This is a genomic window from Desemzia incerta (assembly GCF_900115825.1).
In the GTDB taxonomy this organism is placed as follows: Bacteria; Bacillota; Bacilli; order Lactobacillales; family Carnobacteriaceae; genus Desemzia; species Desemzia incerta.
Genome location: NZ_FOXW01000001.1, coordinates 316791 through 340063 on the forward strand (window position 1 = coordinate 316791; position 23273 = coordinate 340063).

At 37.0% G+C, this 23273-nt stretch carries 20 protein-coding genes; 11 read left to right on the forward strand and 9 right to left on the reverse strand.

From position 1 onward, the window contains the following. Positions 1–263 precede the first annotated feature (263 nt). The 5 genes from glgB to BM137_RS01500 all read left to right on the forward strand — a co-directional run bounded on the left by glgB (position 264) and on the right by BM137_RS01500 (position 8582). Positions 264–2189, forward strand: coding sequence for a 1,4-alpha-glucan branching protein GlgB (glgB, locus tag BM137_RS01480; RefSeq protein WP_092479374.1), 1926 nt, complete (start codon positions 264–266; stop codon positions 2187–2189). Between the two features lie 106 nt (positions 2190–2295). Continuing rightward, a complete protein-coding gene (locus tag BM137_RS01485) occupies positions 2296–3444 on the forward strand; it encodes a glucose-1-phosphate adenylyltransferase (RefSeq protein ID WP_092479375.1) in 1149 nt (382 codons plus the stop codon). Beyond that, positions 3431–4597: a glucose-1-phosphate adenylyltransferase subunit GlgD gene (glgD, locus tag BM137_RS01490; protein ID WP_092479376.1), complete on the forward strand. Its 1167-nt coding sequence runs from the start codon at positions 3431–3433 to the stop codon at positions 4595–4597. The genes BM137_RS01485 and glgD overlap by 14 nt, the downstream gene beginning before the upstream one ends. A gap of 2 nt (positions 4598–4599) precedes the next feature. Further along, on the forward strand, positions 4600–6036 hold the full coding sequence (gene glgA, locus BM137_RS01495) for a glycogen synthase GlgA (RefSeq protein ID WP_092479377.1): 1437 nt from the start codon (positions 4600–4602) through the stop codon (positions 6034–6036). 134 nt (positions 6037–6170) lie between these two features. Next, complete coding sequence (locus BM137_RS01500) at positions 6171–8582, forward strand: glycogen/starch/alpha-glucan phosphorylase (RefSeq protein WP_092479378.1); 2412 nt, start codon at positions 6171–6173, stop codon at positions 8580–8582. Positions 8583–8644: 62 nt separating this feature from the next. On the opposite strand, the gene BM137_RS01505 is transcribed toward BM137_RS01500, so the two are convergent. The 3 genes from BM137_RS01505 to BM137_RS01515 all read right to left on the reverse strand — a co-directional run bounded on the left by BM137_RS01505 (position 8645) and on the right by BM137_RS01515 (position 10605). After that, positions 8645–9274 carry a DsbA family oxidoreductase gene (locus BM137_RS01505; protein WP_092479379.1) on the reverse strand — a complete coding sequence of 210 codons (630 nt, stop codon included), beginning with the start codon at positions 9272–9274 and terminating at the stop codon, positions 8645–8647. A gap of 151 nt (positions 9275–9425) precedes the next feature. Continuing rightward, the gene (locus BM137_RS01510) at positions 9426–10130 is read right to left on the reverse strand and encodes a beta/alpha barrel domain-containing protein (protein ID WP_092479380.1); all 705 of its coding nucleotides are present in this window, start codon (positions 10128–10130) and stop codon (positions 9426–9428) included. Positions 10131–10212: 82 nt separating this feature from the next. Then, positions 10213–10605, reverse strand: a complete 393-nt coding sequence (locus BM137_RS01515) for a DUF4828 domain-containing protein (protein ID WP_177192462.1) — start codon at positions 10603–10605, stop codon at positions 10213–10215. A gap of 227 nt (positions 10606–10832) precedes the next feature. Here BM137_RS01515 and BM137_RS01520 point away from each other — a divergent pair, with 227 nt between their 5' ends. After that, a complete protein-coding gene (locus BM137_RS01520) occupies positions 10833–12182 on the forward strand; it encodes an aspartate kinase (RefSeq protein WP_092479382.1) in 1350 nt (449 codons plus the stop codon). Between the two features lie 64 nt (positions 12183–12246). Here the strand turns inward: BM137_RS01520 and BM137_RS01525 are convergent, their stop codons facing one another. Beyond that, a complete protein-coding gene (locus BM137_RS01525) occupies positions 12247–13092 on the reverse strand; it encodes an undecaprenyl-diphosphate phosphatase (protein WP_230523656.1) in 846 nt (281 codons plus the stop codon). Positions 13093–13318: 226 nt separating this feature from the next. Between BM137_RS01525 and BM137_RS01530 the strand changes: the two genes are divergently transcribed. Both BM137_RS01530 and BM137_RS01535 read left to right on the forward strand, forming a co-directional pair. Next, positions 13319–13822, forward strand: a complete 504-nt coding sequence (locus BM137_RS01530; protein WP_143084225.1) for a hypothetical protein — start codon at positions 13319–13321, stop codon at positions 13820–13822. 21 nt (positions 13823–13843) lie between these two features. Beyond that, a complete protein-coding gene (locus BM137_RS01535; protein ID WP_092479384.1) occupies positions 13844–14359 on the forward strand; it encodes a PTS sugar transporter subunit IIA in 516 nt (171 codons plus the stop codon). 48 nt (positions 14360–14407) lie between these two features. Here the strand turns inward: BM137_RS01535 and BM137_RS01540 are convergent, their stop codons facing one another. The 5 genes from BM137_RS01540 to BM137_RS01560 form a co-directional block, all read right to left on the reverse strand. Then, positions 14408–15031, reverse strand: coding sequence for a flavin reductase family protein (locus BM137_RS01540; protein WP_092479385.1), 624 nt, complete (start codon positions 15029–15031; stop codon positions 14408–14410). A 211-nt stretch (positions 15032–15242) separates the two neighbouring features. Then, complete coding sequence (locus tag BM137_RS01545; RefSeq protein WP_092479386.1) at positions 15243–16235, reverse strand: ring-cleaving dioxygenase; 993 nt, start codon at positions 16233–16235, stop codon at positions 15243–15245. A 1-nt stretch (position 16236) separates the two neighbouring features. Then, on the reverse strand, positions 16237–17133 hold the full coding sequence (locus BM137_RS01550; protein ID WP_092479387.1) for a VOC family protein: 897 nt from the start codon (positions 17131–17133) through the stop codon (positions 16237–16239). Positions 17134–17313: 180 nt separating this feature from the next. Beyond that, positions 17314–18348 (reverse strand): lactonase family protein, encoded by a 1035-nt coding sequence (locus tag BM137_RS01555; RefSeq protein WP_092479388.1) that lies wholly within the window; start codon positions 18346–18348, stop codon positions 17314–17316. 180 nt (positions 18349–18528) lie between these two features. Then, positions 18529–20631: a CDP-glycerol glycerophosphotransferase family protein gene (locus BM137_RS01560; RefSeq protein ID WP_092479389.1), complete on the reverse strand. Its 2103-nt coding sequence runs from the start codon at positions 20629–20631 to the stop codon at positions 18529–18531. Positions 20632–20856: 225 nt separating this feature from the next. Between BM137_RS01560 and BM137_RS01565 the strand changes: the two genes are divergently transcribed. The 3 genes from BM137_RS01565 to BM137_RS01575 all read left to right on the forward strand — a co-directional run bounded on the left by BM137_RS01565 (position 20857) and on the right by BM137_RS01575 (position 23273). Beyond that, positions 20857–21222: a PTS glucitol/sorbitol transporter subunit IIA gene (locus tag BM137_RS01565; protein ID WP_092479390.1), complete on the forward strand. Its 366-nt coding sequence runs from the start codon at positions 20857–20859 to the stop codon at positions 21220–21222. Between the two features lie 65 nt (positions 21223–21287). Continuing rightward, on the forward strand, positions 21288–22475 hold the full coding sequence (locus BM137_RS01570; RefSeq protein ID WP_092479609.1) for an AI-2E family transporter: 1188 nt from the start codon (positions 21288–21290) through the stop codon (positions 22473–22475). Positions 22476–22628: 153 nt separating this feature from the next. Further along, positions 22629–23273 (forward strand): TetR/AcrR family transcriptional regulator, encoded by a 645-nt coding sequence (locus BM137_RS01575; RefSeq protein ID WP_092479391.1) that lies wholly within the window; start codon positions 22629–22631, stop codon positions 23271–23273.

The window sequence follows — 23273 nt, forward strand, 5'->3', positions numbered from 1 at the left end:
TTATTCTACCATTAAATTATTCTAATAGACACTATTTAGACAAAAATCGAATCCACTTGAACAAAAAATAACGATAGACATTCTTGTACTTAGTTATGGTCATTGAAAAGTGTCTTTAAAAGCATTTTAAAAAAGGTAGTGGTATAGTTGAAGAGGCAACAGGATTGAAAAAAACAACCATATTATTAAAATAAAGATGTAAAAATAGTATTTAAATGATAATATGATTAAAATGCGAATGTTATTAAGGAAGAGGTGTCAATATGGAAAATCATACAACAAATCAATTTGACCTTATGAGGTTTAAAAAAGACAGTTACTTGTTCAATACGGGCAAGTACTATGATTGCTATTATTCATTGGGATGTCATAAAGAAATAAATGAGGAGCATGAAGGGTATCGGTTTACGGTCTGGGCACCTCATGCTAAGACAGTCTCCTTAGTGAGTGATTGTACAGATTGGAATATGGGAAAACCATTGGAAAAAATAGAAGACACAGAGATGTGGACTGTTTTTTGTGAAACGGCGAAAGAAGGTCAACCTTACAAATACCGTATTGAACAACAAGATGGTACGGTAAAATTAAAAATCGATCCTCAAGCATTGGAGTTTGAAGTGCGACCCAAAGAAGCCTCTGTGATCAAAGAATTGCCGCAAAAAAAATGGCGTGACGGACTGTGGATGGCAAATAAGAAAAGATTTCCTGTTCATGAGCGTCCTTTGAATATTTACGAAGTACATATGAGCTCTTGGAATCGTCATCCGGATGGAAGCTGGTACACTATTCCAGAATTGCAAGCTGAGCTGATTCCGTATGTAAAAGAAAATGGGTACACACATATTGAGTTTTTACCGTTGATGGAACATCCTTTAGATGCTTCATGGGGATATCAAGCTACTGGGTATTTTGCTTTTTCTTCTAAATTTGGAACGATAGAAGAGATGCAGGATTTTGTTGAAGCTGCTCATCTAGCCAATATTGGTGTTGTAATGGACTGGGTGCCCAGTCATTACAACAAGAACGATTATGGTATGGCGTATTTTGATGGTACTCCGCAGTACGAATACAAAGATTACCATAAAGCTCAAAATTACCGTTGGGGGACTTTAAACTTTGACTTAGGAAAGCCGCAAGTACACAGTTTTTTAATTTCTAATGCTCTTTTCTGGATAGAACAGTTCCATTTAGATGGTTTAAGAGTAGATGCTGTCTCTAATATGCTCTATTTAGATTACGACGAAGGAGAGTGGACGCCTAACGAAGACGGAAGCAACCACAATCGAGAAGGCGTAAGTTTTATACAAAAGTTAAACAACATTGTATTTGAACGACACCCAGATACGTTAATGATCGCAGAAGAAAGTACAGCTTGGGAAAAAGTAACAGGTTCTATTGATGAAGGTGGATTAGGTTTTAATTACAAATGGAATATGGGTTGGATGAATGACACCTTAAGATTCTTCGAAATGGATCCAATACACCGCAAAAATCACTTCAATTTATTAACTTTTTCATTTATGTATATGTTTAATGAAAATTATTTGCTTCCTTTTTCTCATGATGAAGTGGTTCATGGTAAAAAATCGTTGATGCATAAAATGCCTGGCGATCGATACAATCAATTTGCCGGACTGCGGGTTTTAGAAGCATACCGTATGGTTCATCCTGGGAAAAAATTAGGCTTTATGGGAAATGAATTTGGACAATTTTTGGAATGGAAGTTTGATGACTCTCTTGAATGGGAGAACTTAACGGACCCAATGAATCAAAAACACTTGGACTTTACGCGTACATTAAATCAATTCTATAAAGAGCATAGGGCATTATGGGAATTAGATCATGATCCAAGAGGAATCCAAATCTTAGATGCTGATAACGCAGAAGAATCGATCATGACATTCATTCGTAAAGGAAAAAAACCAAGAGATTTTTTGATTGTTATATGCAATTTTGTTCCAATAGAACGGCATAATTATCGAGTAGGAGTTCCATTTGAAGGCCAATATGAAGAAATTTTAAACACTGAGATGGAAGCATTAGGCGGCACTTGGACAAAAGGTCAAGGAGTGCTGAAAACCGAGAAGAAAGCTTGGAACCAACAAGAATACTCTTTGAATTTGATTGTTCCTGCATTGAGTGTAGTGATTTTAAAGCCAAAAAGAGTCTTTAAAGTGCCAAAAGAATAAATATTCATTTTTTACAGCAAATCATTTTGATTTGGAATACATTACAGTTACTATATTACCGAGGGAGGGTAGAGGAAGTTAAGTGTAGTTTAACTTCCGTATACAGATGAAAAAAGAAATCGTTGCTATGATCTTAGCTGGAGGCCAAGGGTCACGTCTAGGAAAATTAACCAAAGAAATTGCTAAGCCTGCGGTACCATTCGGTGGAAAATACCGAATTATTGACTTTGCATTAAGTAACTGTGCAAATTCAGGAATCAAAAGTGTTGGGGTTGTCACTCAATACCAACCCTTAGAGCTGAACGCTCATGTTGGAAATGGTGATTCTTGGGGACTGAACACACATGATGGCGGTGCTACTATCTTACAACCATACACTAATGTGGATGGAGAAAAATGGTTCAAAGGAACAGCACACGCTATTTACCAAAATATTGGATTTATTGATCGATACGAACCAGAATATTTGCTGGTACTTTCCGGAGATCATATTTATAAAATGGATTATCAAAAAATGCTGGATTTCCATAAAGAAAAGAAAGCTGCTCTAACAGTTGGAGTTATCCCAGTAGAATGGGAAGAAGCTTCTCGTTTCGGATTAATGAATACGGATAAATCTGGAAGAATCATTGAATTTCAAGAAAAACCAGAAAATCCAAAAAGTAATTTAGCTTCAATGGGGATCTACATCTTTGACTGGCCGCGTTTGAAACAATATTTAATAGACAACCAAGCTAAAAACCGGACTATGGAAGACTTTGGTATGCATGTTATTCCAGCTTACTTACGGAACAGCGAAGATATTTATGCCTATGCCTTTAGAGATTATTGGAAAGATGTAGGAACGATCGAAAGTCTATGGCAAGCAAACATGGAGTTTCTTGATCCGGATCACGCCTTGAATATTCGGGATGAGAACTGGCGCATCTATTCTAAAAACCCAGATTCTCCGCCGCAGTTCTTGACTAAAGATTCTAAAGTAACGAACTCTATGATTGTAGACGGCTGCTATGTCGCAGGCGAAATTAATCATTCCATTCTGTCTCATAATGTAAAAGTAGGAAAAGGTTCGGTAGTCAAAGACAGTTTTATCATGTCTAACGTGACGATTGGTGAAAATGTAACGATCGAACATGCTATTGTAGGCGAAAATGCGAAATTGCATGATGGAGCTGAATTGATTGGTAAAGAGAAAGATATTGCTGTTTTAGGTTATTCTGAGGAGATAGGAGGACTTAAAGATGATGAGAAATAGTTTTTGTGCCATATTAAATTTAGTTGAAGATGGAAGCAAACTGCATCCCCTAACAAAAAAGAGACCGATAGCTGCTTTACCTTTTGCGAGCAGATATAGATTGATTGATTTTCCGTTTACGGCTTTGCATAATGCTGAAGCAACTTCCGCATCTTTATTCATTTCAGGAAGCGGTCATTCATTATATGATCACATTCGAAGTGGTTACGAATGGGGGCTGGACTCTACTATTGGAGGAGGAGTATTCACTCATTCCCAATTAGATTTAAAAGAGACTGCAGCACGTGAGGGAAATAATCTTACCTATTATGAAGATCAAAGAAACTATGTAAAGAAATCTTTAGCTGAATATGTAGTTATTGGCGGAAGCAAGATGTTGTGCAATATCAACCTTCATTCTGTACTTCGCTACCATCAAGAACATGATGCAGATATTACAGTAGTGTATAAGAACATTCCATCAGCAGAAATCCCTGTCGATTCAGACTTGAAATGTTATTCAATTGAATCTGATACAGCTGTGATAACTGGGTTGTTTCCAGTAGCAGAACAAATGGATAAAGGTACTGAAAAACTGGCAATCCAAACCGGTATTACGATTTTAAGATCGGAAAAATTCTTAGACTATTTAGATTTGTTAGAGGAAAGACAAGAAAGACACAGCTGGGGTCTAATGGTTGGTCTGGCTTTAGAAAAAGGAAATAAAGTAGTTGGGTTCGAATATACAGGCTATTTGAAATATATTGATAGTATTTTAAGTTACTATCAAGCTAATATGGATATGTTGGATGAAGATAATTACAACTCATTATTCTTCCGCAATTTGCCGGTTATTACGCGTGCTAGAAATGGGGCTCCTACATTTTATGCTCCAGAAAGCAAAGTATCAAATGTTCAAATTGCTACAGATTGTTTTATTGCCGGAGAAGTGGTCAATACAATTGTTTTTAGAAAAGTAAAAGTAGCGGAAAACGCTGTAGTTAAAGATTCCATTGTCATGCAAGGGTGTAAAATTGGCGAGGGAGCTCATTTGGAATACGTTATTTTAGACAAGAACGTGACTATAGCTCCTGGAGTAAGATTGATAGGTACTCCTGAACAACCACTAGTAGTAGAAAAAGGCAGTGTAGTGAATGAAATGAAAGGAGCATAAAAATGAAAGTTTTATTTGCTTCAGCAGAATGTGCTCCTTTTTATAAAACAGGCGGTTTAGGAGATGTAGCAGGCGCATTGCCAAAGGTACTGAAAAAACAAGGCGTAGATATTCGAGTCGTGCTGCCTTTCTACACTTCTTTACCGCAAAAGTACAAAGATCAACTGGAAGATGTGTGTCAATTTGAAGTGAAAGTCGGCTGGCGCAACCAATTTTGCGGAATCAAAAAATTAGAAAACGATGGTGTAGTTTACTATTTCATCGATAATCTCTATTATTTTGATCGACCTGGGATCTATGGGTTTGACGATGATGGCGAACGGTTTGCGTTCTTTTCTCAAGCGGTTATTGAAATGCTGGAGAAAATAGATTTTATTCCTGATGTCTTGCATGTCAACGATTACCATACGGCAATGATTCCTGTATTGTTAAAAGATAAATACGGCTGGATCGAAAAGTATCAATCCATAAAAACCATGTTGACGATTCACAATATGCAGTTCCAAGGTATCTTTGATCAATTGGTGTTATCTGACTGGTTTGATATAGGGTACAATGCTTTTCATATGAATGGTCTTGAATTTTATGGCAACGTCAATTTCTTAAAGGGCGGAATCTACTATTCAGATATCGTCACAACCGTCAGTCCAACTTATGCTGATGAAATCCAAACGGATGAATTTGGAATGGGCTTGGATGGCGTTTTAAGAGACAACAATTATAAGATCAAAGGGATTTTGAACGGTATCGACTATGACGTGTTTGATCCTGAAGCAGATGAACATGTAGCAGAGCATTTTTCTATCGAGGATCCAAGCGGCAAGCTGATCAATAAAACAGTCTTGCAAGAAAAAGTTGGGCTGCCTGTGAACGAGGAAATTCCTGTTGTGGCTATGGTCAGCAGACTCACAGAACAAAAAGGAGTTCATTTGCTGATAGAAAAAATGGAAGAGTTAATGAACCGTGAGCTTCAAATCATTATATTAGGAACCGGAGAAAGCCACCTGGAAGACGCTTGTAAACACTACAACTGGGCATATCCAGAAAAATTTAAAGCCATCATTGATTTTGATGTTGAATTGGCTCAGCTCATTTATGCAGGAAGCGACATGTTTATCATGCCGTCTGCCTTTGAACCATGCGGATTATCGCAATTGAATTCACTGCGCTACGGAACATTGCCGATCGTGCATGAAACTGGTGGGTTAAAAGATACTGTTGATCCTTACAATGCGTATACTGGTGAGGGAACTGGATTTAGTTTTTCAGGCTATTCCAGCCAGATCATGTTGGAGACGATAGATCGCGCGTTAAATACTTACTATGAATATCCTAAACAGTGGAAAAAATTAGTCCGACAAGCAATGCAAAAAGATTTCAGCTGGGAAAAGTCTAGTCGAATCTATTTGGACTGTTATCGTCAAATCACTGAATCATAATCGATTAATTAAAAAGAAATAATAAGATAACAGGCTAGACCAAATGATGGTTTAGCCTCTTGTCTTATCCTCAATGCTAAAAACATAAACGACTGCAACACTAGTTTCTTTTAACCTTTTAAGGGGGATATCAAATGACATTGCAAGTAGAAGAATTTAGAAAAGATTATGAAAGAGTCGTAAAAGGGATGTACGGCTTAAGTGTGGAAGAAGCTTCTCCGTTCCAGTTGTATAATGCACTTGGAGCTTATGTCAAAAGTTTCGCCGGTGAACATTGGAGTCGAACTAAGACGGAATACGAAAAAAAACAAGTAAAACAATTGTATTATTTCTCCATGGAATTTTTACCTGGGCGCATGTTGAAAAGCAATTTACTTAATTTAGGGATTTTAGATGTTGTCAGAGAAGGTATAGAAGATATTGGATTAGACTTTCACTCTATCGTACAAGCGGAGGAAGATCCTGCTTTGGGGAATGGCGGTTTAGGTCGTTTGGCTTCTTGCTTTATGGACTCTATCGCTTCTTTGGGTATACCGGGATCTGGAAGCGGGATTCGTTATCGGTATGGGCTGTTTCAACAGAGGTTTATCGATGGTCATCAAGTAGAAGTTCCAGATAATTGGTTGAGAAATGGAAATGTTTGGGAAGTACGAAAAGAAAACAAGGCTGTCAATGTCCGTTTTGGAGGACAAGTTTATATGGCAGAACAAAAAGGAAGACTTATACCGGTCTATGAAAATACGCGAACAATTTTAGCTGTTCCTTACGATACGGCGATGATTGGTTATCAAAATGAGCTGGTTAATAATTTACGTTTGTGGTCCGCAGAAATTCCGCCAGAAGACTATGTGCATTACTCAAGTATTTCGGCTCAACAAGAAGTTAATCAGTTAACGGAAGTGCTGTATCCTGATGATTCTAATTATGAGGGGCGCATCTTACGTTTGAGACAAGAATACTTCTTATGTTCTGCTGGAATCCAAAGTATTGTTCGCTATTATAAAAAATTACAGCTGCCTCTGACGATGATTGCAGAAAAAGTAGCAATCCATATCAATGATACTCATCCTGCATTATGTATCCCAGAATTTATTCGTATTCTGATTGATGAAGAACAGTTGACCTGGGAACAAGCGTGGGAAAGTTGTAAGAAAGTTATGAGTTATACGAACCATACGATCATGCAAGAAGCGATGGAAAAATGGCCGATTGAGATGCTGAAAGCTGAAGTTCCACGTATTTATCAAATTATTGAAGAAATCAATAGAAGACATATTGAAAAAAAATTACCTCTCTATGGTGAAGAGTTGACTTATCAAACAGCCATAATCAGAGAAGGTGTAGTCAATATGGCGCATATGGCAATTATTGGAAGCCATAGTGTAAATGGTGTTGCTCAATTGCACACTACTATTTTAAAGAATGAAGTTTTAAAGCCTTTTTATGAAATGTATCCGACAAGATTTAATAACAAAACAAACGGGATTACACAACGTCGTTGGCTGCAACTAGCTAATGAAGAATTGACACAGCTAATTGATGAAAAAATTGGAACAGCATGGAAGAAAAAACCTAGTGAACTGACCATATTAAAAGGCTTTGTCAATGAGGATGAGACGTTGAAACAGTTGGAAGATGTTAAATTAAGAAATAAAAAACGGTTTGCTCGTTATGTTAAAGAGAAAATGGATATTACCATTGATCCCAATGCCATTTTTGATGTTCAAATCAAACGGTTGCATGCTTATAAACGCCAGTTGCTAAATGCTTTGCATATCATTTCCAGATATTTAGAAATCAAAGAAAACCCAAATGCAGCTATTCAACCACGTGTCTTTATTTTTGGAGCTAAAGCAGCTCCAAGTTATTTGTATGCTAAACAAATCATCAAGTTGATCAATGCAATCGCTGAACTAGTCAATAATGACCCAGATGTTGGAGATAAGTTGAAAGTGGTTTTTGTAGAAAACTATGGTGTGACATTAGCAGAATTGATCATCCCGGCAGCCGATGTCAGTGAGCAGATTTCCTTAGCCAGTAAAGAAGCATCAGGAACCAGTAATATGAAATTGATGGCAAACGGTGCTCTGACAGTAGCAACTTTAGACGGAGCTAATGTTGAGATTCGAAATTACGTTGGGGAGGAAAATATTTTCTTATTCGGACTAACTTCTCAAGAAGTATATGAGTACTATGAAAATGGAACATATTCTTCCCGCCAGATATTTGAATCCAATCCAAGACTGATCAAAGTTTTAAATACGTTGATTGATGGAACGATACCAGACATCCAAGAAGAAGGAAGAGTTATTTTTGACTCTTTAGTCCAATACAATGATGAATACTTTGTTTTGAAAGATTTCGAAGAGTATATTTCTGTTCAAAGAGAAGTCGATGAATTGTACCAAGACAAACAAGCTTGGTATCGAAAATCTTTATGGAATATTGCGAATTCCGGACCATTCTCAGCAGACTTTACCATTATGCGTTACGCGGATGAAATATGGAAAATAGACTCGCAAATGCCTGAAATTGAATTATCTTAACTACACACAAAACCCCGCGCCAGCTCTCAATCAGAGAAATGGATGCGGGGTTTTTAGTAAGATTATTCAGCTTTGGTTTTAATTTCAGTGAGTATTTGTTTGAAGGATTCTACAGGTTGTGCTCCACTGATTCCATATTTGCCATCAATGACAAAGAAAGGAACTCCTTGTACGCCAATTTGTTGTGCGGTTACGATATCTTCATTCATAGCGTCTAAATAATCTGCCGACTCGATCACTTCTGCAGATTTTTCTTTATTCAAGCCGATTTTTTCTGCAAGTTCCAATAAAGTGTCATTGTCGTTCAACCATTGTCCACGTATAAAGTAAGCTTCTTTAGCCGCTTCCATAAATTCGTTTCCTTTATTTAACGTTTTAGCGTATTGGAACAGTCGATGCGGTTTAACGGTATTTCCATGTTGAACGGTTTCGTAATGAAAATCCAATCCTGCATTGTTTGCCATGCTGGTAACTTGTTGAATCATGGATTCTGCTTGATCAGCACTCATGCCTTTATTTTCTGCAAAATATTCTTTCATAGCCCCATCGTATTTTTCTGGAGCTGTAGGGTCTAGCTGGAAACTATGGTACTCAATAGTGATGTCTTCCATCCCTTTAGTAGCTTCTTCAATGTGTCTTTTGCCAATATAACAAAACGGACAAACAAAATCTGACCAGATATCTATTTTCATTTGAATTCTCCTTTTTACTTACTTTTTAGCAGTATATTTATCCTACAGGAATTATGTATCCATTTCAACTATTCTAAGTGAAATAGCAAAAAAGCGAAGACTCTTTATAAAAGAGTCTTCGCTGATAAATCAACTTACTAATGTTATAAGATTATTGGTTTTCTTCTTCAATATAGTTATTTTCTTCTTGCTTACGGTATTTATCCATTTTTCGTTTGAACAATTCACCGTTAGAAGGAGGACTGTAGGTAATGGCATTGGCTCCGGCTTCAATCGTTTCTAAAATACTTTCGTCAGTAGGACCGCCTGTCGCTATGATAGGAATATTTGGATGTGTCTTACGAATACTTCTTACGATAGCAGCAGTTTTAGGACCACCACTCACGTTAAGAATATCTACCCCAGCATCTAATTTCTCTTGAATATCCGTGTATTCAGAGACGATTGTGATGACGATTGGGATATCAATCACATCATTGATTTGCTGAATGGTCTCTAATGGAGTTGGAGCATTCACGACAACACTAATGGCTCCTAGAGATTCAGCAAACAAACTAATATTTGCTGATCGAATTCCATGTGTGAGGCCTCCGCCTACACCAGCAATTACAGGTATAGAAGCTACCGATGAAATAGCTTGGATAATGGCAGGGTGAGGAGTAAAAGGATATACTGCAATAACAGCATCTGCATCAGTATTGCAAATAATAGAAATATCCGTTGTAAAAATAAACGATTTTAATTTTCTCCCATTGATATTGATGCCGCTGCATTTAGTAATAACGGATGGAACGTCTACTGTATCATGTCTTAAATCTGTGATAACAGAAGGAATATTATTTTTATAACGGGCCATAGTGTGTTACCTCCTTTAATCTAATAAGCTCTTTTAAATTAAAACTGATTTTGAAGAAAAGAGCAATAAAAAATTTGCATTTTTATAAAAAAGAAGGCGGATTATTAGACAGTAATGTCAAAGTATATTTTTTATCGTCTGCAGAATCGAATAAAGTTAATGTCTCATTATTCACTAAGCGAAACACTAATTCGTATCCGTAATGGTCTATAAAGACGAGCTTTTGTTTGTCTAAATGAGCTACAGAGCCCTTGACCGGTTTTTTATTGATAAACAATCGACTTTGATCATCGATGATTAACGTTTTATTTTGAGAAGATAGTGAATCAGCAAAAGACCAGGTACCCACAAAACCTGTGATCAAAGAATCTTCAACAGACGTTGATTTTTGATTTTTTTTTCGCAGCGTTTCACGCGCAATTCCTGCAATAAAAGAAACACCCAATAAATAAGTAAATGCTTTTCGCCGACTCATCAACACAATCCCCTTTAACTGTAATAAATAATTCATTCAATAGTAGAAAGGGTTTGTAGTTTCATGGTACTATGATAAACAAATCCATTTCTCTCATTTACCTGTTTATTATAGTCCTTTTTTTCTGGAATATATAGAGACTTTAGATGTATTTTTAGAGAAAAACACAATCGTAATAGTTTCTTAAACAGTGTGAAATTTAAAAAATAGAAAAAGGTTGTGATAACATGAAGGTCGTTAAATTCGGTGGAAGTTCATTGGCTTCAGCCCAACAAATCAGAAAAGTAGGACAAATCGTTAAAAGTGATACCGAGCGTAAAATCGTCGTCGTATCGGCTCCAGGTAAGAGGTATTCAGAGGACGAGAAAGTCACAGACTTATTGATCTCCCTTGCTGAAAAATCTTTACAGGATCAAGATTATTCATTAGAAATGAACAAAATTGTTCAAAGATACCAAGAAATGGCTGAAGAACTTTCCCTAAATGAAGAAGTGATGGTTGCAATCGAATCTCGTTTAGATCAATTGGCAGCTGGAGACAAGTCTCATCCGGATTATTACATAGATGCATTCAAAGCCAGCGGTGAAGATAACAACGCAAAGTTAGTGGCTGCTTATTTCAATCAAATAGGTATCCCAGCTAGTTATGTTAGTCCTAAAGAAGCGGGTCTATTGGTCACTAACGAGCCTCATAATGCACGCTTATTGCCCGATAGTTATGAAAAACTCATAACATTACGTGAACGGGAAGAAGTCGTTGTTTTTCCAGGATTTTTTGGATATACCCATGAGGGAGACATTTGTACTTTTTCAAGAGGCGGTTCAGATATTACCGGAGCTATCTTAGCTAGCGGTGTAAATGCTGATTTGTACGAAAACTTTACAGATGTAGATGCGATATTTGCAGCGAATCCATCGGTGGTCGAAAACCCGATGGCCATAGCTGAACTGACGTACCGTGAGATGCGTGAATTATCATATGCGGGTTTTTCTGTACTGCATGATGAAGCGTTGGAGCCGGCTTTTAAAAAGGGGATTCCTGTTGTCATTAAAAACACGAATAACCCTAACGCACCGGGCACCACCATTACTAAAGAGCATACTAAAGAACATCCGCCAATTATTGGAATCGCCAGTTCCAGCGGATTTATGAATATATATATTGAAAAATACTTAATGAACAGAGAAATCGGTTTTGGACGTAAAGTACTTCAATTATTAGAAATGTATGGTTTGAGTTATGAACACACACCATCCGGGATTGATAACATGACCTTAGTACTCAGAGAAGAACAAGTGTCACCCAGTATAGAAGAAGCTTTGATCACAACATTGAAGGAAAAACTACAAGTAGAAAATGTAAAAATTGAACGCGATGTAGCCTTGATTATGTTGGTAGGGGAAGGTATGAGAGACCAGATCGGTACGATGGCGACTGCCGCTAAAGCTTTTAAAGATCAAAATATCAATATTGATATGGTCAATCAAGGCGCTTCTGAAAATAGTGTGATGTTCGGAATCCAGCAAAAAGATGAAGATAAAGCAGTTGAATCGCTGTATCGTGCTTTTTTCGATTAAAAAGCGACAAACATTAAAAAACGGGCTAAGAAAAAATCTTAGTCCGTTTTTTTACATTATTCAATTAGGAAAAAAAGATGAAATAAGTTAATACTAAGATTCCCAACACGATTCTATACCAGCCGAAAGCTTTAAAATCGTTGTTCTTAATGTATTTCATTAGGAATTTGATAGCAATGATGGAAACTACAAAAGCTACGATCATACCTGTTAATAGGATAGTAATTTCAGATCCGGTAAAATTGAATCCGAAGTCTTTAAGTTTTAATAAGCTTGCTCCAAACATGATCGGGATCGACATAAAAAATGAGAATTCTGCTGCTACGAAACGAGAAGTTCCTAACAAGATTGCTCCTAAAATTGTAGCTCCTGAACGAGAAGTACCAGGCACTAAAGAAAGAACTTGGAATACACCGATCAAGAAGGCTGTTTTGTAAGTCAAGTCAGCGAATGTTTCAGTAGTCGCTTTGCGGTTCTTATTGCGGTTTTCAATGATGATAAACAAAATCCCATAAACAATCAGCATGATAGCGACCGTTTGGTAATTAAATAAGTGTTCATTTATCCAATCATCTAAAAGCACTCCTGTAACCCCAGCCGGGATCACCCCGATAACGACTTTGTACCAAATAGACATCGTATCTTTTTTCTCTTGTGTTGACTTACTAGGAGCAAAAGGATTCAACTTATTAAAATAAATAAGAACGACAGCCAAGATGGCTCCTAATTGAATAACGACTAAGAACATCTCCATAAATGCTGGAGACACATCTAATTTGATGAATTCATCTACTAAGATCATGTGGCCTGTACTACTGATAGGCAGCCACTCTGTAATACCTTCGACAATGCCTAGGAATACAGCTTTTAAAATTTCAAAAATAATAGTGATCGACTCCTTTCCAGTCAAAAATTTGCATAACAAAAACAAGTATAACGAATTTTGATAAAGGAATCTATAAATTTAGAAAAATAACTCGGTTTATAAAGATACGGTCACAAACAGAAAGGGAAATAATGAAATTTTATCCAGTTGGATTGAATAGAATATTGATAAGAAAACGTTTTTTTGGTATACTATTCTATGTTGAAAGCACTTCAATGGACGATTGATGAAAGATCGGGTGTGTGTAAAGATGTTCGAGACAAAAGAAATTATTCCAGAGAAAAGAAAAAAACGTTTTTACAATATACTAATGGGGTATTGGATCGTAGTGCCGGTATTTTACTTTTTAATGTTTTTCCTCTTAAATGCTGGGGCTGATCAAAGTTTCCAAGAGATACTTAGTGAAAATCTAACAGCTACTATCAATATTCTGGTATTGTCTATGAATCTGATAGGAGCATATATTTTATATGCAACAGAGTTTTCAGAACGAAAAAAGGGCGGAATCTCAGATGTCGTACTAAAATTTTCGATTGCGCAGCAATTAATTTTAGGGAATTTTGTAGGCGCGATATTTTCCTTTTTAGCGTTTAACGAATTGGTTGAAAATCCTCTGTTGACAGAAAAAGAGCAATTAACAGAGAGACCGATAAAAGCAAAAAATAAAAAAGGCATAATTATTCTCCAGATTGCATTAATTGTGTTATCATTAGGTATAGCAATTGTTAATTGGCGCATTAGCAATGCAGCATAAAATAAGAAGGTAGGGATTTAGATGGGATTATTCGATTTCTTAAAAGGTAAAGATAAGAATTCATCACAAGAAACAAAAGAGGGGAAAGTTTACTCACCAGTTAATGGTAAATTAGTAGCTATTGACGAAGTAGCTGACCCAGTATTCTCACAAAAAATGATGGGAGACGGATTTGCTGTTATTCCAACGGACGGAGATATTTATTCTCCAGTTGACGGAAAAGTAATGAGTGTTTTTCCTACTAAACATGCTGTAGGAATCGCTATGGACAATGGAGTAGAAGTTTTAGTTCACATGGGATTAGACACTGTAGAACTTGAAGGAAAACCATTTACAACAACGGTAACTGAAGGCCAAGAAGTGACTAAAGATACTAAAATTTCTACTGTAGATCTAGAAGCTTTAGCTGCAGCAGAAAAAGACAATGCTATGGTTGTTGTCTTCACGAACATGGACAAAGTTGGATCATTCGACATGATCGACTCTGGATCAACGGTTACAGCTGCAGGGGATATTGGTTCTGTAACGGCAAAATAACAAATAAAATAACAAAAAAAGAGGTGAAGACTAAAGTCTTCGCCTCTTTTATTCTGTTGGTCTTTCTAATTGGAACTCTTCATTTAAAGTAGCATAGTTAGCTCCAGCTAAACGAGCCACAGGATTTAGTTGTTCCGTTAAAATGTATTCTTGAGTACTATCAAATACCGTTTCGTCGAAATAGAAATCTGTAACACGAAGAATAAACAAGTCTGATACGACTGATCCGTCATCGTCTGTTATAGGTACGTATTGATGCAAGTTTCCTTCAAAGCGGATCTTTGCTTCTTGGATAGAAGGAACGCTGACTGTCTTACTATCTGTTAAAGTCAACTTTGTCCGATCGATTTCACTCTTATCAGGAGGCAAAGGAGCAGAAGTTTGGTTCATGTCTTCTACAACTTCCATATCCACGATATGGATCACGGCTTCTTTTCGATGTAAGATGTTTCTTGCACTGTCTTTGATTTGACCAGACTTTCTCAAAATCGCTACCGTGATCAAAGGCAATTCGTTAGAAGCTGCACTAAAGAAACTGAAAGGGGCAGCATTGACTACAGAACCGTCTTTTGACAGAGTAGTTACCCAAGCAATAGGTCGGGGGACAATACTCCCGCTGATCATTTTGTATTGTTGTTGTTTCGTTAAATCATTTGCATTGTAATGGATCATTTAATCACTTCCTTGTTCAATCAGTATACACGTTAAGTTTTAAAAATAGAATCGATTTTCTGTCAGAGCTAAGCGAGGCACTCCACATGTTTTAGTTCAGTTACGGTCGCTTGACTCTTGGTAAAATCATTCTATTTTTTGAGGACAAAGAACATCCTCTAAAAATAGAATCGATTTTCCTTTCGAGTCAGAGCAGCGACCTCCACATGCTTTAATTAAAGTATTCTTTTTCGTAGGTTTTTGTGCTTCTTACTGTGTCGATTGGGCGGACTAGTTTTTCAATTTCTTCTCTGTTGTTTCTGAATTTTGGAGGTAAGGCTAGTGTTTCACCTAGTATTTCCAAAGATTCTTCGTCGTCTACAAAACCAGGCTCATCAGTAGCTAGTTCAAATAAGATACCTGGGTAAATGTTTGTATAAGTCGATTCGAAATAAAAGCGGTCAACGTAGCCGGAGTTTGGCAAATTGAAGCTTTGCATGCGCTCAGTCCATTCGTCTAACATATCGCGATCTTTAACACGGAAAGCTACATGATGAACACTGCCGTATCCTTGGATAGCTCGAGGTAGGATAGTGCTTGGTTCTACAATGATTTGTGCTCCGTTACCGCCGAATTCGCCAACTTCAAACAAATGGTATTGTCCTTCTTTGGCGATTTCTTTAAAAAACATCACTTTTTCCAGAACTTCTTTCATGTAGTCAAAATTAGAGACTCTGAAGAAGATAGGTCCTAGACCAGTGATTCCGTACTCATTAGGAACAGGTCCTTTTCTCCATGGAGTTCCAGAAGGGACACCATGATCGTGTTCATCAGAAATCAATTGGTATTGTTGACCGTCAAAGTCTTCAAACCACAATACTTTTACTCCGAACATTTCTTTGATCATTTCATGTCTGATCTCGTAGTGGTCGAATCGTTTGACCCAATAATCTAAAGCTTCATCACTAGGAACGCGCAGTGAAGTACGAGAAATACTGTCTGTACCCTTAGAATCTTTAGGGATACCAGGAAAATCGAAGAATGTCATATCTGTTCCAGGGCTTCCTTTTTCATCAGCGAAAAATAAGTGATATGTCTGAATATCATCTTGATTCACTGTTTTTTTCACCAATCTCATTCCCAACACATTAGTAAAGAAGTCATAATTTTTTTCTGCACTACTTGTAATAGCTGTAACGTGATGTATTCCGTCAAATGCTTTCATATTAAAAATCCTCCAATTGAGCTTCTATTTCAGCTCGTTTATTTTCTAAAAATGATGGTAAAGCTAAGGATGTTCCTAACTCTTCAAGGGATTCATCTATTGTGAAACCGGGCCCTGTCGTAGCTATTTCAATACGCAGGCCATTAGGTTCTAGTACATATAAACTCTTGAAATAATCTCTGTTGACATACATTTCTACAGGTACATCCATCTCTAAAGCCTTTTGATGCAAAGCCTCTAAACTTTCTGTTGAATCTACCGTATAAGCGATATGATCAATACCACCACGACCTAAACGCGTTTTATGTGCGCTGGTAGATTGCTTAACTGTCGTCACAAATCGACCCAATGGATCTTTTACTTGGTTTTCTGATTTTTGCAGCCCTAAGAAAGTTGTCAAAAAGGTTAATGTTGCCTCTGGATCTTTGACAAACAATTCAATTTCACTTAAACGCAGAATTTGTTTATCCTGCGGCACCGAAGAATGATTAGTGCGGCGCTCTAAAGGTAGAATATCATCTGCTTCTTTTAAAGCAAGCAAAAGACCATCTGGATCCGTAAATAAAAGTTTATCTTCGTCAAAAACAGCTGTGACCTGAAAATCACTATTCTCTAGCCGCTTTTTCCAGAACGTCAAACTGCCTTTTGGAACATTCATTGTGACAGTAGAGAAGTAATTGTCTCTTAAATAAGTCTGTCCAGCTTTTTTGAGTTCGAAAAAAGTCAGCTGTGTGCCAGGAGTGGCTTTATAGTCTCCGTAAAATAAGTGTCTTATAGAAGTCTTTTGTTGGTTGACCGTGTTTTTTACAAATCGTAATCCTAATACATCAGTATAGTAATGATGATTGATTTGAGCAGATTTAGTAAAAGCAGATATATGATGAATACCAGTGATCAAATCAAGTCTCCTTTCAAAAAAAACATTTGTTTAATGAACTGAACTCTGAACCGAGTATAACATACCAATATTTAACTTACAATAAATAAGTTTAAATAGAGATAAATTAATTCGAAGTAAAATAATACAGTCAACAAAATGTAAAAAGCTGATCCTAAAAGGACCAGCTTTTACTAATAATTATGCAAATGTCACGCCAACAACTTCAGGAGCGTAAACATCTTTTTCAAGTAACGTTAATTTTCCACTATCACTGTCTCTTTCAAATAACGTCAAGTTATCTGAATCTTGATGCCCAACAACTACAAACTGATTGGTTGGATCTAGGTCAAAATCGCGTGGAGTTTTGCCTTCTGTAGAAACGTATTCTACTACTTCAAGTGTACCATCGGTAGGAGAGACTTTGAAAACAGCTATAGAATCGTGTCCGCGATTAGAAACATATAAAAACTTGCCATCATTAGACATACGAATAGCTGCGCCCCATTTGAATTCTTCTCGATCTTCAGGAATGCTGGAAATAGTTTGAATATGGTCAAAAGAGCCGTTTGAACTGTCGTAATTCAGTACAACCACTTCACTGCTCAATTCTCCAAGCACATAAGCTTTAGTACCATCTTTAGAGAAAACTAGGTGACGTGGACCAGTACCAGGTTTTGTGTGATAGCGGCCGACTTCTGTTAAGGTGCCTTGGTCGCTGATTGAATAAGTGTAGACCTCATCTGTTCCTAGATCACACGCAACAGCATATTTTTTATCTGGTGTTAGATCGATAAAATGAGCATGAGGACCGTCTTGGTTTTCGTGAACACCAGAACCTTCATGCTGAACTCTGTCTGCAAGAGATATAGAGCCGTCTTTGGATGTGCTGTAAACAGATAAAGTACCGTTGCCGTAATGTGCAGCGTAAACCAATGAACGTTCTGCATCATATGAAACGTAACAAGGTGATGCAGTGTCGTCAGTTGCAGTTGCTACTCTTTCAAAAGTTCCTTCATCTGCAGTTTTGAACATCCCGACCCCGTTTCCGCCATCTTCTCTCAAGATGCCGTATAAATATGAACGGTCATCAGATAAAGTTAGATAAGTGGGATGACCTGCTTCAGCCACCAGTGTTAAGTCTTCCAAGGTTTTATTTTCAGTATCTAAAGTGATTTTGTAAATCCCTTTACTATCTCCTTTAGTATAAGTACCCAAATAAATCGTTTCTTTCATTGTTGATCCTCCTCATAAACTTCCTATTTGCACACAAATTCAGTATAGCATAAAACGAAGAAAACGGAATCAAAAAGCTAATAGGGAGATAAGCTCACCCCTTAGCCGCAGTTGAAGGACAGAGAAAAACCGCCAAATAGTTGTCTATTCAGCGGTTTTTATTGATGAGTTTAAGAAAATTTATTGCAGGTATTCGGTCACAGCCTTAAATACACGGTCACAAGATTTTGTATCTGGATAATGCATTAAGGCATCTGCTTTTTGACGGTTTTTTCGAGATTGTTTAAATTGCTGAGCAGCAACTTGATGCATCAAGTAGAGTAAACTATTCTGTGAAGTTGCGATTTCTCCAGGCAGCTCATTTAAATACGTATTGCGTAAGGACACAGCTGTTGAGTTTCTTTGGAAACGCAAATCCGGTTGATAAAATAAAACCGGTACTTGCAAGAAACTCGCATCAAAAGCGAGAGGATTGTGATCGGTAATGAATATTTTGCATGTTCTTAATAATGGTAACGGATCGATTTGTTTTTGAGCCACTACTGTACAGCCTAGTTCCTCAAATTTCTCTGCGTAATCTTGCATGGAGCGAGGAAGAGCGACAATGGTGGTCAAGTAATGTTCCGTTACTAAGGATGTGAACTCAGGTTGTTTCACTAAAGAAAGAAAAGCCTCAGCCAATTCATGGACCGCATCCTTTTGATAATACAAACTATTGCTGCTGTCATGAGGATAGATGACTAAGTTTGAAGCTACTTCTAAAGAATCAGGTTCTTTTAAAAGTTCGTCAAAGCGAGGCAAACCAGTCAAGCGAATCATTTTTTCAGGATACCCTAAGGTTTGTTGCAAATAACGTTCTTCAGTTTTTGAACTGGCCAGAACTAAATCAGTTTGGAAGTTTTTTGCAGTGTATCCTAAAGTGTCGCTGACATTTTCCAATCCTAAAACGTTATTCTGCAAGAAAATCTTTTTAGCACGAATAAGATTTATTTGCATTGGGCTTCTGGATGGGTACAACTCGTAAGGTGTTTCTGTAAAAAACAGCACTTTAGCAGCTAAGAGCGTATCGATGTATCGTTTAGATTTAAATTCCAACAAATGCTCTGAATCATATGCATAGGCTTTAGCGTAGTCTGGAGAGTGAGTATCCAAAACGTAATAAACAAGTTGTTCTGGATGCTGTTCTCTAAGGTAGCAGAAGAATGCCCAGCCATTATTATTAGCTTCCATTGGATTTTCGCCGATCACCCAAATGTTTTTCCGCTGGTTAAGAGGCGAACGCAAAATAGATAGTGGGGCAGCCTCTTTATAGTAAGCATAAATCTCTTTTTGATATTTTGTAAATGCGAAAGAAATAGCCTGCTGTGATCCTTTCAAATTTAAACCCAAGACAAAAGAAGATTTCCCATAAGAAAGAACAACATCCTTAAAACAATTTCTTGGCAAACTCAAGCCGTTTGTCGTGACAGGAACACTGATAGGGTTGTATAAGCCGTTTAAATACAATTCAAAATAAACGTCGTAATCTTCGTCAGCTATATTATCAATAAGCATATTGCGGGCAAATCTCTGCACATCTAAAGTGAAGTTGTAATCGTAATGATTTAAATGAGTTTCGGTTTCTTGCTCGTTCAGCGTATGGTTTGTGGAGAAAAAGTATTCTTTTCCAGAACGATTAGCAACAAGTGTGATGCCGATTTGATTTAAGGTAAATGCTTTTAAAGATAATTTACCTTTCAAAGAGAATTCACTATTCGACAATTTAAATACATTTAATGTGTGTTCTGAAAAATACTGGCTATTAGGAACAGGCACATTTAAAGCAAGACTAAAGATTTCTTCTTTTTCAGTAAAGTAAGGAATCACAATCTGCTTTTGATAGATTGTCTGGCTTAACCCAAAAGCATCAAACTGGTCAAATAGATCTAGTGATAAAGGATAATCTTGTTCAATCCAATCATCATTCTCTTTGACACGTAACGTAAAATAAATGCTGAAAGTTTCTTTAGCAACAACATCAGCGTTTTCATTAAAAAGGTCTTCTAAAGGAAGACGAAAATGATATGTATGTGGTCTCAGTTCATTGCCTTTATAAATCGTTTTTGTCTCGGCAGTATTATAATGAATATTAAATTGAACAAATTCATAAGTTAATTCATCAGTGAGGGATACAGTAACCTCGTAAGCATCTTCTTCTTTTTGAGCAGAAAAAAATGGGTGTTTGATTTTTTGAGGAAGCGATGGATTTTGTGCTACATCGTATCCTGTATTTTCTTGAACCATTGTTTTACCTCCAGTTACTCGACTATTATTCACTTTATCATACCAGTCTGAGGAAACAGTTACAAACAGATTCCAAGAGAATCAGTTAAATTTCTCTTTTTAGTTAGAAGAATGTGGACAAAAGGGAGGAGATTTGCCAAAAAGATGAAGCTTCTTTAGTAAAGATGGGAGGAATGTGCTAAAATCAGAGTATAAAAGTAGAAGGAAAGTGAAGGGATAAAATACATGTTGATTACAAAAATAACTGCCATTGGTAATAGTGCGATCAGTAAAAGAGATCCATTGATCATTTTATTTGGAGAACAAGCAACAGAGGAATTGCGTAAGGTATCTGTGATTCAATCAAAAGTGTCTGAGGATGATCTGATTGAGTTGAAAATAGGCGGCACCATTGCGTTTGGAGAACAAGAATACAAAATCATGGATGTCGGAAGTTTAGCCAATACAAATTTGAATTCCATTGGACACGTGACATTGAATTTCGCTCAACCTCCTGAAGCGAAAGAAGACCGTATTGAAAATGGTGTTTATTTAACACCGTTTGAATTGCCGGAATTGAGCGTGGGATTGGAAATAGCGTATAAAGATTAACCATACGGACTGAGGAGGGAAAAACGGTATTGAAAAATGAGCCGAGTGCAGAAAATAATAAAGCCATGGTCAATTGGTTTAAAAGGTGGTTTTTAAGCAACAAACTAGTGGCCATTTTACTAGTGCTTCTATTGATCTTGATCAATATTTTTGTTTTTAGCAAAGTTTCTTACGTCTTGAATCCTGTAAGAGATTTTTTAGAAATTATCGGGTTGCCGGTTATTTTCTCGGTTATTCTGTATTACTTGTTAAATCCGGTCATTGACTGGATGGAAAATAAAAAGATCCCTCGTATTTATGGTATCACTATAGTATTTTTAATCATTGCTGGACTACTGGTCTGGGGCGTCACTACACTGATTCCTTTAGTTCAAACTCAAATAGCGAGTCTGGTGATGAATTGGCCAACTTATTGGAGCGACATCACCACTCAAATCGAAGGATTAACCCGAAGCGATATTTTTTCTCAAATCCAAGAACAGTTTCAAGAGTTTAATCAAAATCTGATGAACACAGTTTCTGATCAAGCAAATGTTGTACTGGATTCTACATTTTCAGGTATCGGAAGTGTTGTGGGCACGATTACGAGCATCGTGATCGCGCTGATCACAATGCCATTCATTTTATTTTACTTACTAAGAGACGGAAAAAGACTGCCATTGTTTTTCTTATCTTTTGTACCAACGAAGATACGAGCTAAAACGTATCGAGTGATGACAGAAATGAATGCGCAAATCAGTCAATATGTTCGTGGACAATTATTGGTAGCTCTTTTCGTCAGTATTCTATTTTGGAGTGGATTTGGAATTATTGGGTTGGAGTTTGCCGCTACTTTAGGGATTTTAGCTGGATTTTTGAATATTATTCCTTATCTGGGGTCAATATTGGCCACAATTCCAGCCTTGGTAGTCGCTTTAGTCGACTCGCCAAGTATGCTGATCAAAGTGATCATTGTATTCTCAATTGAACAAATCATTGAGGGGCGGGTCATTTCACCTCAGATTCTTGGTTCTAATTTGAAGATGCATCCCATCACGATTATTTTTGTTCTATTGACCGGGGGGAAGCTTTTCGGCGTGGTAGGTGTCTTATTTGGAATACCAGGATATGCAATTTTAAAAATCATTGTTGTGCATATTTTTCAATGGTACCAAAGCTATTCGGGTCTATATGAAAATGAAGAGAGTTATCGACCTGAAGACATCATAAGACGGGAAAAACTGCAAATGCAAGAAACGGAAACTTCTGATTGAATCTGTTGATTAAATGAAAAATTAAAAAGATGAAGGCACACAACTCTAAAGGGTTGTGTGCCTTTTTGTTGCAACATGACAGGTTGTCATATATAATTGTTGGATGCTGTATGAAATTGTACGAACATTGTAGGGTGAAAGGAGAGGTTTCGTTTGCCTACACAAACTTTTTTTAATTTAAGCGAAGAAAAAAGAAATCGACTGATAGATGCTGCAATGGAAGAATTTTCAGAAAAGTCATTGAATCAAGCGTCTATTAATACCATTATAAAGAAGGCTTGTGTGTCTAGAGGAAGTTTTTACCAGTACTTTGAAAATAAAGAAGATTTATTCTTCTATATCATGAAGCTGGTTAAAACAGATTCGCAGCGTCTGTTTATCGAAGAAATCAAAAAAGCGGACGGAGATCTTTTTTTAGGGGTCAGGCATTACTTTCCTAAATTGTTGTCATCCGTCATGGAGACACCGAATGCGGACTTTTTTAAGCAATTATTTTTGCATTTGGATTACCGTACCAGCAAAGAAGTGACTCCAGAGCAGCTGAGAGAAAGCGAAGAAGGGAACGCAACACGAAAAGCTGTTTTTTCTCATGTAGATCGGAACCGTTTGAAAGCCAATACGGATGAAGAACTGTTGTGTTTACTGAATTTCATCGTCTCTATGATGATGCAGGAAATTGTAGAAGGATATGCAAAAGAACGTCCTCGAAAAAAGATTCATTTTTATTTTTGTCAAAAATTAAACTGGCTGGAACATGGGGCCAGAAAAGAAGTCAAATCAGAAGCGGGGGAAAAATAG

What these genes read in the sequence shown, in the direction of transcription:
- BM137_RS01505 (WP_092479379.1), bottom strand. Translation starts at nt 9,274, where the DNA reads ATGAAAATAGATATCTGGTCAGATTTTGTTTGTCCGTTTTGTTATATT.
- BM137_RS01555 (WP_092479388.1), bottom strand. Translation starts at nt 18,348, where the DNA reads ATGAAAGAAACGATTTATTTGGGTACTTATACTAAAGGAGATAGTAAA.
- BM137_RS01500 (WP_092479378.1), top strand. Translation starts at nt 6,171, where the DNA reads ATGACATTGCAAGTAGAAGAATTTAGAAAAGATTATGAAAGAGTCGTA.
- BM137_RS01515 (WP_177192462.1), bottom strand. Translation starts at nt 10,605, where the DNA reads ATGAGTCGGCGAAAAGCATTTACTTATTTATTGGGTGTTTCTTTTATT.
- BM137_RS01510 (WP_092479380.1), bottom strand. Translation starts at nt 10,130, where the DNA reads ATGGCCCGTTATAAAAATAATATTCCTTCTGTTATCACAGATTTAAGA.
- BM137_RS01535 (WP_092479384.1), top strand. Translation starts at nt 13,844, where the DNA reads ATGGGATTATTCGATTTCTTAAAAGGTAAAGATAAGAATTCATCACAA.
- BM137_RS01485 (WP_092479375.1), top strand. Translation starts at nt 2,296, where the DNA reads ATGAAAAAAGAAATCGTTGCTATGATCTTAGCTGGAGGCCAAGGGTCA.
- glgD (WP_092479376.1), top strand. Translation starts at nt 3,431, where the DNA reads ATGATGAGAAATAGTTTTTGTGCCATATTAAATTTAGTTGAAGATGGA.
- BM137_RS01545 (WP_092479386.1), bottom strand. Translation starts at nt 16,235, where the DNA reads ATGAAAGCATTTGACGGAATACATCACGTTACAGCTATTACAAGTAGT.
- BM137_RS01540 (WP_092479385.1), bottom strand. Translation starts at nt 15,031, where the DNA reads ATGATCCATTACAATGCAAATGATTTAACGAAACAACAACAATACAAA.
- BM137_RS01565 (WP_092479390.1), top strand. Translation starts at nt 20,857, where the DNA reads ATGTTGATTACAAAAATAACTGCCATTGGTAATAGTGCGATCAGTAAA.
- BM137_RS01530 (WP_143084225.1), top strand. Translation starts at nt 13,319, where the DNA reads ATGTTCGAGACAAAAGAAATTATTCCAGAGAAAAGAAAAAAACGTTTT.
- BM137_RS01520 (WP_092479382.1), top strand. Translation starts at nt 10,833, where the DNA reads ATGAAGGTCGTTAAATTCGGTGGAAGTTCATTGGCTTCAGCCCAACAA.
- glgA (WP_092479377.1), top strand. Translation starts at nt 4,600, where the DNA reads ATGAAAGTTTTATTTGCTTCAGCAGAATGTGCTCCTTTTTATAAAACA.
- glgB (WP_092479374.1), top strand. Translation starts at nt 264, where the DNA reads ATGGAAAATCATACAACAAATCAATTTGACCTTATGAGGTTTAAAAAA.
- BM137_RS01570 (WP_092479609.1), top strand. Translation starts at nt 21,288, where the DNA reads ATGGTCAATTGGTTTAAAAGGTGGTTTTTAAGCAACAAACTAGTGGCC.
- BM137_RS01560 (WP_092479389.1), bottom strand. Translation starts at nt 20,631, where the DNA reads ATGGTTCAAGAAAATACAGGATACGATGTAGCACAAAATCCATCGCTT.